Origin of the sequence: Methanobrevibacter sp. (assembly GCF_045611865.1) — an archaeon.
GTDB lineage: Archaea > Methanobacteriota > Methanobacteria > Methanobacteriales > Methanobacteriaceae > Methanocatella.
Genome location: NZ_JAZKXX010000004.1, coordinates 17,866 through 29,951, shown reverse-complemented (window position 1 = coordinate 29,951; position 12,086 = coordinate 17,866). Strand labels below are relative to the sequence as shown.

The window sequence follows — 12,086 nt, the reverse complement described above, 5'->3', positions numbered from 1 at the left end:
TATTTAATATTTATCTTTGATGGGAAGTTCAATAAAATAGTTGATTTATAGGGGGAAGTATTTTCTCATCAAATTTTTTATATTTTATACTCATTAGTGTTTTTTCTTAAAATTACTTATTTTTACCAAACCTTTAAATATGAGGTAGTACAATATTATCATATTAGATTATTTTATGATTATTTTAGATAATCGATGTAAATTCTTAAAAATTTACAATTTTACAATTTATTTTATTATGGAGAAGATATAATGGCAAGAACTAAAAAAGTGGGTATTACAGGAAGGTTCGGTGCAAGATACGGAAGAAAAGCAAAAAGATCTGTAAAGATTATTGAAGAAAACATGAAAAAAGATCATGTTTGTCCTAAATGCGCTAGACCTTATGTAAAAAGACAAGCTGCTGGAAGTTGGAAATGCAGAAAATGTGGTGCAGTATTCACTGGAGGGGCATACGTTCCTGAAACTCCAATGGCAAAATCTGCAGCACGTAGTATAAGAGACATTAAAGTGGAGGAATAGGCCTTGTATAGGTGTCCACGTTGTGGAGCAGAAGTAGACCATAAGAGCTACATGGAAAATAAATGTCCTAAATGCAGATATAGGATTTTATTTAAAAATGTTCCAGAAACTACTAGAATAATAAAAGCAAGATAATTTTCATCTGCTTTTACTAAATTTTTTACTATTTTTGATTTAAATGTTAATTTCAACTTCTAGAAAACCTTCTCAAAAAACTAGAAAGTTTTGTAAAAATTTAGCACATGCAACTGGTTCAACATCTGTCAACAGAGGAAAGATGAACATGCGTGAGCTATTGTTGAAGGCTCTGGAAATTGACGAATTTAACTTAGCTATCGTAAATGAAATTAAAGGTAATCCTAGCAGAATATCTTTTTATTCAAATAAAGGAGAATTGTTACTTACCATACTTATTGGAGCAAGTAATGGAAGTGGAAAGATAAATATTGCTCCTTCACAATTAAAAATAGTATCTGAAGTTGATAAGCTCAATGTCCTAAAAGATATTCTTGATGTAGACTTGGTGGATAAAGCTAGCGAAAATTATATTTTAATTTCTAAAAGTGATGATTTGGTAGCTAAAATCAATTTCATTAACAAATTTGGAGAGCCAACAGATTTCCAGATTAATGTCAAAAAACTCCTAGAGGTTTCAAATGATTGATGAAAGCCCTCTTCAAGGTGTTAAAAGTAGTATAAAAGTCGAGTTTGAAAATAAAAATCAGGCTAAAATAATATATGATTCTATAGTTTTGGAATTTAGTACAGCTCCGGATTTTAGATCATCAATGACTCTTGATTTAGATGATTCTAATATTTTAATCAACATAGATGCACAGGATTCAACTTCATTTAGAGCATCTCTAAACTCTGCAATGAAGTGGATTAAGCTAGCATTAGAAATTAACGATTTAACAAATTAATAATAAAAAGGTGATAATATGGAGATTCCTGAAAATATTCAACAACAATTAAATCAGTTTCAACAATTACAACAACAAGCTCAAGCAGTAACTATGCAAGTTCAAAATGTTGAAATTCAAATTCAAGAAACTGAAAAAGCATTAGAAGAACTTAAAAAAACTGATGATGCAACTGAAGTATTCAAACAAGCTGGTACATTACTCATTAAAATTGAATACGCAGATGCTTTAGCTGAAATGGAAGAAAAATTAGAAACTCTCGAGTTAAGAAAACAAACCATGACTCGCCAAGAAGAAAGAGTTATGAAAAAACTCGAAGAAATGCAAGCAACTATCCAAGCTGCTATGAATGGTATGGGCCAATAGGCTTAATACTTTCATTTTCTTTTTTTAGATTTTCATGTCCAAGTTAAAATTATTAACTCAAGATGATTTGGCCACTATTTCCGATGACTTTGGTGAAATATTGGAACGTGAAGTTTCAAAGGCGTTGCCCAGTAAGGAAATAGAGGATTTGGATTTAGACATTGTTTTATCTTATGAGGATGAACAATTGGATGTTGATGTTGATGTTGGAGTTAGCTTCGATGAGCTATCTCAAATCAGTCAAGATCAAATTTCCAAAGCTATTGATGAAGCGTATTTGAAATTCGATTCATATATTGATGATAATTTCAGAGAATAATTTTTCTCCTTTTTTTTACTTTAATTTTTTCAATTAGACTTTATCAAGCAAATTTTATTATTTTTAGATAATTTTACTTTTGTTAAAAATGTTGAATTTATTAAATTTGTGATTTTGCTTATTTTTATCCAGTAATTATAGTGATTTTTTAAACATTAATCTTATTTTTGACAATATATTTAAAAATAATTTATTCAAGTTCACTTTAATTTTTCTAAAATAAAGTAACATTTATATACTATGTAACTCAATTTAATTAATAGAGGTTCATAACATATTTGTTATTAATCTAAAATTGATCATTATTTTTATATACTCTCGAGAAAAGCTACAAAACACACAAGCTTTTCTCCCTCCTTAAAATTTTAATACTTCTTTTAACCAATTATTTAATATGATTAAAAAAATACCAGTAATTGATTTAAAACAACATCAGGCCGTAAGCGGTAAATCCGGCATGAGAGACACATACCAACCATTAAGAACAGTTTTCGCACCATCTGCAAATCCCGTAGAGATTGCACAGGGATTGAAATTAAACGGAGCAGATGAAATGTACATTGCCGATTTAGATTTGATAGAATCCCAGGGCCATAACATCCATGAAATCAAAATGGTAAACTCAATAATTCCTGTGATGTTGGATCCAGGTCTTAAAGATGCAGAATCATTCCCGTTTTTTTTAGATTATGCTTATAAGGTAATCGTTCCAACAGAAACCCTAAAAAGCATTGAAGAGTTGGAATTAATTTTCGAGAAGTATCCAAAAGAGAGGATTGTCGTAAGTGTTGATGTTAAAAACGATGAACTACTTTCAAAACATCTTGATTTGAACTTATCAGAGTTTAAAGAAGTTTTAAAAAGATTGAATCCGAATGAAATTATTTTATTAGATATTACTGGTGTCGGTACAGAAAAGGGTTACAATAAAAAACTTTTAGAAGAATTTGAGGAACTGAAAGATAAATTGATTATTGCAGGTGGTTTGAATAAGGATTCCCTTGGTGAGTTGGAATCACTCGGTATAAAAAAAGTATTGATAGGTACTAGCCTGCATTCAGGCGAAGTCAAACTCCTAGACTAGGATGCTCAATAGCACATAAGGGAAAGCACATGCAATAATGAATAATACAATCCCTAATCCTAATTTAGGTTTATTTTCTTCTAATGAACCAGAAATAATAAACAGAAATGCGAAAAATCCGCAGATTACTGGAAGAATATGAGAAATTAATGTTGTTCCAACTAATGCCATATCAAATCACTACTATAATTTTAAATTTTTAATTATATAAATCTAATTAATGATTTAATTTAAAAACTTTTTTATTGAACTTTTTTTAATATTAATAATCATGAGAATTGATACTCATCATCATCACAAAAAAGCGGGAAAAAATTTGGCGTTTGTTTTTTTCATGAATCTAACTTTCAACATTCTTGTCATTGCTGGAGGTCTTGCAACTAACAGTATGGCTATTTTGGCTGATTGTATTCATGACCTGTCAGATACTATTTCAATAGCGCTGGCCTGGGCTTTGGAACGAGTGTCACAAAAAGAATCAACCGATAAATATTCATATGGTTATCAGAGGTTTTCAATTCTTGGAGCAGTTATCATTTCTGTTTTTGTAATTATCATGGCATTAGTAATACTTCAGGAAGCCATTCCAAGATTGTTCCATCCGGAAGGTGTTGATGCGGGAGGAATGCTTGTAGTAGCCATCATTGGGATTATTTTCAAGTCAATTTCAGTATATAGGCTTCATGAAGGAGAAACATTCAACGAAAAGGCCATATTGTTCCATCAACTTGGAGATGTTTTTGAATGGGTTGCAATTCTAATTTTAAGTGTTGTTCTAATGTTTTGGAAAGGAGCACCATATTTGGATCCTTTTGTTTCAATTGGAATTGCATTGTGGTTATTATTTAACCTTGGAAGAAATTTAATCAAAGCCATTCAGGTGATGCTTCAAAAGACTCCGGATTATTTTGATGTTGACGAATTCAAAACCAAGATTTCAGCAATTGAAGGTGTTAATGCGATTGAGGATTTCCACATCTGGTCACTTGATGGTATTGATTCTGTAATGACATTAAAGGTCGATGTTGACTTTGGAAAAGATGTTGGGGAAATTAAAAAGGAAATTTATGATATTTCAAGCGGATATCATGTTGTAGACATTACCATAGAATTTGATTGAGAATTATTATGACGTTAGTTGTTATTGGGCCGGTTACAAAAGATGAAGTTATAATTGAATCCGAATGCAAATATAAGGTTGGCGGTGCCACTTACTTCCAATCATTTGTCTTTGAGGAATTTTATGAGGATTATTTGGCTATTGTCAACTGTTCAGATTCCAGTTTGATTGATGAATTTCCGGATTTGGATAAAGTAAGGGTAATTTTAAAGGATGAAACTCACTTTTTTATTAATGAATATCCTGATGGCAGTAATATGGATATTAGGCATCAGTTAAGCAATTTTGCAAATATTCCGATTTTAAAAGGCGATTTGGAAAGTATATTGCCGGATGATATCGATGCTTTTGTTTTAAATCCCTTAAATAGATATGATTTTCCACTTGAGACAATCGAATTTTTAAAAAGTTTCAATGTTCCTATTTTCATTTCAATCCAGGGATTTCTAAGACTTCCCGATGTTAAAGTAAATGAAAATTATACTATTAAATTAGATAACTTTGCCATGTTAAGTGATATTTTACGGGGCGTTACTTCAATATTTTTGGATGAGGCAGAGGCAAACATCATTGGTACGGACTTTGATGTAGATGAGATGGTTGTAACAAACGGATCTTTGGGTTCTAGAATTGTTTCAGATAATGAGATTAAAATTGATGCTGTAAAATGTGACAATGTTGTGGATACAACCGGATGTGGGGATACTTTTATGGCAGCATATGTTTCGGATAGATTATGCTTAAAATCAGCTGAAAAGTCCGCTGAATTTGCATCATTAATTGCAAGTGAAAAAATACATAGTTTTGGTCCTTATAATTCTGAAAAATAATTCAATATTTTAAATACTATTTTTTATATCTTATTTTTCTTTTTTGATAAATTTTAATTAACTTTAGTTAATTTTAGAAAACTTTATTAATTAATATTATTATATTATATAAGTGAATTGTTAATTTTTTAAACACTACAAAGGGTCATCATGTTAAATAAATCATCAAATATAATCGAAAAGGAATTTAAAAACTTACGTAAGGAGCTTTTAGATTTAACTTTAAGAAATCAACTTCTTAATTTTAAAACAAGAGCAAAAACTATCACTATAGTAAATCAATCCCCTATAAATCTTTTTCAAACATTGGTCCTTCAAGAACATAAAATGTATTTTGTAGCCAACAAAAAGGATAAGAAAGAGGATAAGTCTTCAGTTTGGGACCATATTCCATTTGATTTTTCCAAGTTTTCAGAAGGGGACAAGAAATTAGCCACTGATTTGACCCCTAAAGAACTTCAAAAACGATTATATTACATTAATAACCAAGCAAAAACAATGCTTCAGGAGCAAGGTTATAACATTTTGTATTTGGCAGTTGGGTTTTTGGAATGGAAGGATAAGACCAAGCCAAGGCAGGTAAATAAAGCTCCTTTGGTATTGATTCCAGTTTCAATGGAGAGAAAAAAGGTTGGGGAATCATTTAACCTTGAATGGACTGGAGAAGATATTCAGACAAACATTTCACTTAAAGCTAAATTACTTGAGGCAGGCATTGAACTTCCTAATTTTGAATTTAAAAGGTATGGGGAAGTCATTGACCACTATATAGCAAGTGTACGTCGTGCAGTATACCGTATGGATGGCTGGAAAGTAAACAGTGATGTGGCTTTAGGATTTTTCAGTTTTACAAAATTTGTAATGTATAATGATTTAAACCCAGAAGCATGGGCAGATAATGTTGATTTAACCAAAAACGAATTGATTCAGGCTATTTTTAACCCCGCTAAAAATGATGGCGAGTCATTTAGGGAGGAAGACATTGACTCAAGACTTGAATATCAGAATATGTATCAGGTTTTAGATGCCGATTCATCTCAGATTGCTGCCATTCAGGACGTTAAAGCAGGAAGGAATCTGGTAGTGGAAGGTCCTCCGGGAACCGGTAAATCACAGACTATTGTAAATCTAATAGCTGAACTTTTAGCAGAAGGCAAATCAGTTTTATTCGTTTCAGAAAAGATGGCTGCTCTTGATGTTGTAAAGGACAGATTGACTGCAGTGGGACTGGGTAAATTTGTATTGGAACTTCATTCTCACAAAACCAGACGTAAGAAATTCCTAAAGGACTTGCAGAAGGCAACAAATGTACGTGCCCAAGAGCCTTTAAACATTGACCAGACTATTCGAAAGCTCGAAACATTACGTCGTCAACTTGATGATTACTCTCAAATTATTCACAAACCTTTATTTGCAGTAAACTTATCTCCATTCCAGTTATATGGTATGAAAGAATCTGCTGATGATCATTTTGCTAGAAAAGATGCAATAATGCCGTTGGTCAGGTTTGAAAACCCTGAAAATGTAAGCCTAAAAGACTTGGATGACATGAAAATAGCTCTGGAAAACCTAGCGGAGTTATATCAAACAATCTCTAAGGAAAATCCATGGAGCAAATGTGCTCCAAAAAGCCTGCTTCCAGCAGATTTAAGGGAAATCGAGATGTTGATTAACGATACTCTTCACAGTCTTGATAACTTTTTGGTTGAACGTGGAAGAGTATATGACATTTATGGAATTAAGCAACCTGACACTTTAAATGAGTTTAGCAATTCACTTTCCGCTTTTGAAATTATTAAATCCCAAAATTCAGAGTTGATTGATCCTGCCATATTGAAATCCGGAGCATGGAATAATAACAATGATGATGCATTTAGATTAATCAAAGAGCTTGAAAGATATCAGAAATATTCCGTAATTCTAAATAAATTTAACCAAAGCATCTTCCAGGCAGACATTGACAGATTAATCTATGAGTTACAGCAGCTTTCACATAAGAAATTCAGATTCTTTAACAGCAAACAGCACTTGGAACTTGTTGAGAGATATTATGCAGTGCCTCCTTCAGGAAGTGTTGATGACATTATAAAAGAATTGCAGGAAGCAAAAGCAGTAATAAAAATCAGAAAAAATCTTGAAGCTAATGAGGCATTAGGTAAGAAATATTATGGTGGCTACTGGCATTTAAATGCTGATCCTAATGATTTAAAAGCCATTGCCCGTTGGATGCATGAGTTTTCAGCCCTTGTTCGTGACGGAACTTTTTCACAAAATACAATTGACTTGATGAGTAAGGACCTATTTGATTTCAACCCTGAAAGGGATTTGGCGGAATATATTGACGCCGGTGAAGAGTTTGTCCGTGACCTCACAAAACTTAAGGATAAACTCAATCCAAGAAGCAAATTAATCTTTAAAAGAGAAACAGGTGACGTACCATTTGAAGCATGGAAAGAACAGTTGTATAATTGGAGAGGACAACTATCAAGCCTTCATCTATGGTCCCAATACTTGAATACTAAAAACGCACTTAAGACATCTAATGCTCGCATGTTTGTAGATTCAATAGAAAAAAGAAACATTAAAAAAGAAGACATTGAAGCATTGGTTGAAGGAAACTTTGCAGATTCACTTTTAAATATATTATTTGTTGAAAATCATGAATTGGCAACATTTGTTGGAGAATTGCATGAAAATAGAATTCGTGAATTCAAGGATTTGGATAAAAAAATCTTGGTTTTAAACCGTAAAAGAATATTCCAGAAACTAAACAGCAATATTCCAAAGATATTTGGAGGAACAGAAAACCCTCAGGCCAAAATCCTTGCCGGTGAGTTTACAAGAAAAAGTGGTCACATGCCAGTAAGAAAACTCCTGGAAAAAGCCGGTGGAATGATAAAACAGATTAAGCCTTGTTTTATGATGTCTCCTTTGTCAATTGCACAATATTTGGATCCAACAAATGAAGAATTGCAATTTGATGTTGTTATTTTCGACGAAGCAAGTCAGGTAAAACCTGAAGATGCGCTTGGAGCATTCATGAGAGGAAAAACTGCAGTTGTAATGGGTGATACTCAGCAATTACCTCCAACTTCATTTTTCGATCAGATGTCTGATGCTGATAGTGATGAAGAAGAAGCTACATCCCTTGATATGGAAAGTATTTTGCATTTATGTAAACTGTCATTCCCTGTCAAAATGCTTAAATGGCACTACCGTTCACGCCACGAATCCTTAATTTCAGTGTCAAACCGTGAATTTTATGATGATGATTTATTAGTATATCCTTCACCTTCACACAATGACCCTGAACTTGGTTTAAAATTCCATTATAATCCAAATACAGCTTATGCAAGAGGTTCATCTTCAGCAAACCCTCTTGAAGCTGGAGATGTAGTTGAAGAAATTTTCAACCACTTTGAAAAGTATGGAGATACAAAAAGTTTGGGTGTCGGAACATTTTCAGTTGCACAGAAAAATGCAATACTTGAAGCCTTGGAGGTTAAACGTAAACAGCATCCTGAATATGAACCATTATTCTCAGATAATAAGGAAGAACGCTTCTTTGTTAAAAACCTTGAAACCATTCAGGGGGATGAAAGAGATGTTATCCTAATCAGTGTCGGTTATGGTTATGACGAAAACAGAAAGATGTCACTTAACTTCGGTCCGTTGAATCAGGACGGTGGTGAACGCAGACTCAACGTATTGATTACACGTGCAAGAGAAAAATGTGTTGTATTTTCAAACTTTAAGGCTTATGACATGCACCTGACTGCCAATCCGCCTTATGGTGTAAAAGCACTTAAAGAATTCTTGGCATATGCAGAAAACCTAACCTTGGGAACCCAACAGGCAGAAGCATATTCAAAAGAACCATTTGAAGATGCAATAGCTAGCTTTTTGGAAGAAAACGGATACACCGTTGACAGACAAATTGGATGTGCAGGATTTAGAGTGGATTTAGCTATTGTTGATGATGAAAATCCTGGGAAATACATCCTGGGAATCACAACTGATGGAAAAATGTATTCATCAAGTAAAGTGGCTCGTGACAGAGACAGGCTACGTGAACAAGTGTTAACAGGATTAGGCTGGAAACTATATCACTTATGGTCCACTGATTGGTATAGAAACAGAGACCTAGGACGTAAAAAACTATTGGAAAATGTTGAAAAATCAATCAGAAAAACCCGTGCAGAAGAAAAACGCAGATCACAAAAAGAAAAAGAACTGGCTGAAAAAAGAAGATTGGAAGCAGAAAAAAAGGCTGAAGAATTGCGTTTAGCACGTGAAAGGGAAGAGGCTGAAAAAGAAGCCATGGAAGCTGAAGAAGTAAATCCTGAAGATATTGGTCCTGCAGACTTTGTTGAAGTGGAAAAAGTCGATGATGGCGATGCATTTGAAAAACCAATTGATGTAAGTGAAATCGATAAAACCGAATTCTTCGGTGAAGATGAGCCGACTCCTTCAGAATTTGTCAATGTAGAAGATGATGCAGAAGAGCTTGAAATCAAAGAAACTCCATCTGAGTTTGTAAATCTCAATGATGATGATGTTAAAATAGAAAAAACTCCATCTAAAGATGCTGTTGAAGTTGAATCTGAAGAAAAACCTCAAGAAGACATGGATTCAGAAGTTTGGGAATCAGATGTTGGAGTCGAACCTGAAGACAATGCTGAAGTTTGGGAAGATGAAAAGGATTACTCAGATGAACCACAAGAAGATGACTCAAAATCATTTTCAGACAGGGTAAAATCATTCTTAAAACCTGATGAGCAAGAAGATACCAAAGGTTCAATTTTCAAAGGGCTTAAATTCCATAAGGATTTAGGTGAAGATTCACCTTTAGAAGAAGAACTAATCGATGAGACTCAGGATATTGAAGAAGTAAAAACTCCTAAGGAAGATGTTGAAGTTTCATTTAAAAAATCAACCAAACCTGAAGATGAGAAGGTTGATTTGGGTAGTGATGATGATTATATTTATGTTGACCACTCTAATGATGAACCTGTAGAGGAAGTTATTGATGATGAGCCTGAAATTAAAGATGAACCTGTAGAGAAAGTCGTTGATAATCATCCTAAAGAAGAAAGGCCAGTGGAAGATGAAAAGGTTGATTTGGGTAGTGATGATGATTATATTTATGTTGACCATTCCAATGATGAACCTGTAGAGGAAGTTATTGATGATGAGCCTGAAATTAAAGAAGAACCTGTGTCTGATGAGAAGGTTGATTTGGGTAGTGATGATGATTATATTTATGTTGACCATTCCGATGAGGAACCTATAAAAGGGGATGAAACAACTGGTGAAGTTGATGAGGCAGAAAAAAGACCTCATATAAAATCAAGAAGAGGACAACATGTAAAATCTTTTATTTCAGATATGGTAGTCGGTGAATCCCAACTTAAACCAAGGGAAGTTGAAACTGTACGTGGAGAAATAATGGAAGAAGAAGATGTTCCGCTACATAAACCTGCTCCTAAGGATGATTATGTTGTGGAGGCAGAAATTGTCAGTGAAGATGAAGAGTTAAACGTATTGAATGACAATTTACCGGATTGGGGAGATGAGGACATTCCTCTTGAAAGGCCTTCTCCAAAAGGCATATTCCAAGATGATGAGTTGAACGCATTAAATGATGACTTTTCTGATGATGAAATTCATGATGAAGCAATGGATGTGGTTAACAAGGCAATGCGTGAATTCATTGATGAAGTGTTTGACAATGAGGAAGAGGTTGGTGAGGAAGAACCGGTTGTTGAAAAAGAGGTTGGTGAAGTTCAAGAAACTCCTGAAGAAGAACCTATTGCAGAAGAGCCTCAAGAAGAAATGGACGATACAGTCTATTATCAGGGTGCAACTGATGTTAACAATCCTTTAAGGAAAAATAATGTTTACTATAACAACGAGGAATATAAAAATAAAACATTAAAAAGCTCCCTTAAAGGAATTAAAAAGGATATGCAGTACATTAACAAGTCATTAAACGAAATTCAAAATCCTACTGAAATTGATTATGTTTCTGTAGTGGACAGAACTGAGGAATTTGACATTAACGAGTACCTGTCAAGACCTAGTGATGATGATTCTGATAAAATTATTCAAAGGGAAGAGGAATTGACTTTCGCTGAAGCTGAAGAGCAAAGAATTGAAAAAGAATTGAGAATGGAAGCCCTTGAAAAGGAAATTGCCAGTGATGAAAATGTCATTGTTCCTGTCCATGAACGTGAAAGAAGAGAAGATTTAAAAGATCAGGCCTTGGAAGACATTATCCTCTCAGCCAATGAGGATTACAAGGAAATTGAAAAGCAAAGGCACAGAAAAGACAATCAACTTAAAGCATTTGATGACCAAAAACTTCCAGGAAAAAGGAAACTTGAAGACAATATCACAGATTATGTTGAATCTTCTGATTTTGGTTTAAATTCATCAGATGATTTATACAAACAGCCTATTGATAAGGTGGCCAAATCTATTGATGAGATAGTTGCTGTTGAAGGTCCGATTCATGTTAGTGAAGTAACAAAAAGAGTTAAAGATAGCTGTAATATTAAAAGAGCAGGTTCTAATTTGAAAAAGACTGTTGCATCAGCTATTGACAGTGCAGAAAACTCCGGCGATATTATTAGAATCGGAGACTTTTTATATGATGCATCCAATAATGAAGTTCTAATAAGAAAAAGAAATAAACCGAATATAGAATTAATCTCTGATGAGGAAATTGCTAAAAGTATTGAGCTTGTTTTAGTTTACAACTCAAATGTTACTACAAATCAAATTGCAAAACTGGCTTCACGTAACTTTGGATTTAAATCAACTTCCAAAAAGACTGCAACTAGAATAAACAGTGTTCTGGATTTGATGATTGCAAATAACAGAGTTAAAATCCAGGATGATATTGTTGAACTTAATTAGT

11 protein-coding genes are annotated in these 12,086 nt (G+C 33.4%); 10 read left to right on the top strand and 1 reads right to left on the bottom strand.

Annotation, left to right across the window (positions count from 1 at the left end; translation table 11 throughout):
• Positions 1-252 precede the first annotated feature (252 nt).
• The 7 genes from rpl37A (at position 253) to ACKI32_RS00275 (ending at position 3,214) form a co-directional block, all read left to right on the top strand.
• Entirely contained in the window at positions 253-522 is a 270-nt protein-coding gene (gene rpl37A, locus ACKI32_RS00305; RefSeq protein WP_407412684.1) for a 50S ribosomal protein L37Ae, read from the top strand.
• Between the two features lie 3 nt (positions 523-525).
• Complete coding sequence (locus tag ACKI32_RS00300; RefSeq protein WP_082706360.1) at positions 526-657, top strand: DNA-directed RNA polymerase subunit P; 132 nt, start codon at positions 526-528, stop codon at positions 655-657.
• Positions 658-700: 43 nt separating this feature from the next.
• Entirely contained in the window at positions 701-1,186 is a 486-nt protein-coding gene (locus ACKI32_RS00295) for a Brix domain-containing protein (RefSeq protein ID WP_407412683.1), read from the top strand.
• On the top strand, positions 1,179-1,445 hold the full coding sequence (locus ACKI32_RS00290; protein WP_407412682.1) for a KEOPS complex subunit Pcc1: 267 nt from the start codon (positions 1,179-1,181) through the stop codon (positions 1,443-1,445). Before ACKI32_RS00295 ends, ACKI32_RS00290 begins: the two co-directional genes overlap by 8 nt.
• Before the next feature lie 18 nt (positions 1,446-1,463).
• Positions 1,464-1,811 (top strand): prefoldin subunit beta, encoded by a 348-nt coding sequence (locus tag ACKI32_RS00285; RefSeq protein WP_407412681.1) that lies wholly within the window; start codon positions 1,464-1,466, stop codon positions 1,809-1,811.
• A 34-nt stretch (positions 1,812-1,845) separates the two neighbouring features.
• Complete coding sequence (locus ACKI32_RS00280; RefSeq protein WP_407412680.1) at positions 1,846-2,130, top strand: DUF3194 domain-containing protein; 285 nt, start codon at positions 1,846-1,848, stop codon at positions 2,128-2,130.
• 394 nt (positions 2,131-2,524) lie between these two features.
• Positions 2,525-3,214, top strand: coding sequence for a HisA/HisF family protein (locus ACKI32_RS00275; protein ID WP_407412679.1), 690 nt, complete (start codon positions 2,525-2,527; stop codon positions 3,212-3,214).
• Here the strand turns inward: ACKI32_RS00275 and ACKI32_RS00270 are convergent.
• Entirely contained in the window at positions 3,206-3,385 is a 180-nt protein-coding gene (locus ACKI32_RS00270) for a hypothetical protein (RefSeq protein WP_407412678.1), read from the bottom strand. The two genes, ACKI32_RS00275 and ACKI32_RS00270, sit on opposite strands and share 9 nt — an antisense overlap.
• A gap of 100 nt (positions 3,386-3,485) precedes the next feature.
• On the opposite strand from ACKI32_RS00270, the gene ACKI32_RS00265 reads away from it, so the two are divergent.
• The 3 genes from ACKI32_RS00265 (at position 3,486) to ACKI32_RS00255 (ending at position 12,085) form a co-directional block, all read left to right on the top strand.
• A complete protein-coding gene (locus ACKI32_RS00265) occupies positions 3,486-4,334 on the top strand; it encodes a cation diffusion facilitator family transporter (protein WP_407412677.1) in 849 nt (282 codons plus the stop codon).
• 8 nt (positions 4,335-4,342) lie between these two features.
• Positions 4,343-5,164 carry a PfkB family carbohydrate kinase gene (locus tag ACKI32_RS00260; protein WP_407412676.1) on the top strand — a complete coding sequence of 274 codons (822 nt, stop codon included), beginning with the start codon at positions 4,343-4,345 and terminating at the stop codon, positions 5,162-5,164.
• Positions 5,165-5,314: 150 nt separating this feature from the next.
• Positions 5,315-12,085 (top strand): DUF3320 domain-containing protein, encoded by a 6,771-nt coding sequence (locus ACKI32_RS00255; protein ID WP_407412675.1) that lies wholly within the window; start codon positions 5,315-5,317, stop codon positions 12,083-12,085.
• Position 12,086 lies beyond the last annotated feature (1 nt).

Coding starts and splice junctions, on each gene's coding strand:
- rpl37A (WP_407412684.1), top strand. CDS start 253: ATGGCAAGAACTAAAAAAGTGGGTATTACAGGAAGGTTCGGTGCAAGA.
- ACKI32_RS00295 (WP_407412683.1), top strand. CDS start 701: ATGTTAATTTCAACTTCTAGAAAACCTTCTCAAAAAACTAGAAAGTTT.
- ACKI32_RS00290 (WP_407412682.1), top strand. CDS start 1,179: ATGATTGATGAAAGCCCTCTTCAAGGTGTTAAAAGTAGTATAAAAGTC.
- ACKI32_RS00285 (WP_407412681.1), top strand. CDS start 1,464: ATGGAGATTCCTGAAAATATTCAACAACAATTAAATCAGTTTCAACAA.
- ACKI32_RS00280 (WP_407412680.1), top strand. CDS start 1,846: ATGTCCAAGTTAAAATTATTAACTCAAGATGATTTGGCCACTATTTCC.
- ACKI32_RS00275 (WP_407412679.1), top strand. CDS start 2,525: ATGATTAAAAAAATACCAGTAATTGATTTAAAACAACATCAGGCCGTA.
- ACKI32_RS00270 (WP_407412678.1), bottom strand. CDS start 3,385: ATGGCATTAGTTGGAACAACATTAATTTCTCATATTCTTCCAGTAATC.
- ACKI32_RS00265 (WP_407412677.1), top strand. CDS start 3,486: ATGAGAATTGATACTCATCATCATCACAAAAAAGCGGGAAAAAATTTG.
- ACKI32_RS00260 (WP_407412676.1), top strand. CDS start 4,343: ATGACGTTAGTTGTTATTGGGCCGGTTACAAAAGATGAAGTTATAATT.
- ACKI32_RS00255 (WP_407412675.1), top strand. CDS start 5,315: ATGTTAAATAAATCATCAAATATAATCGAAAAGGAATTTAAAAACTTA.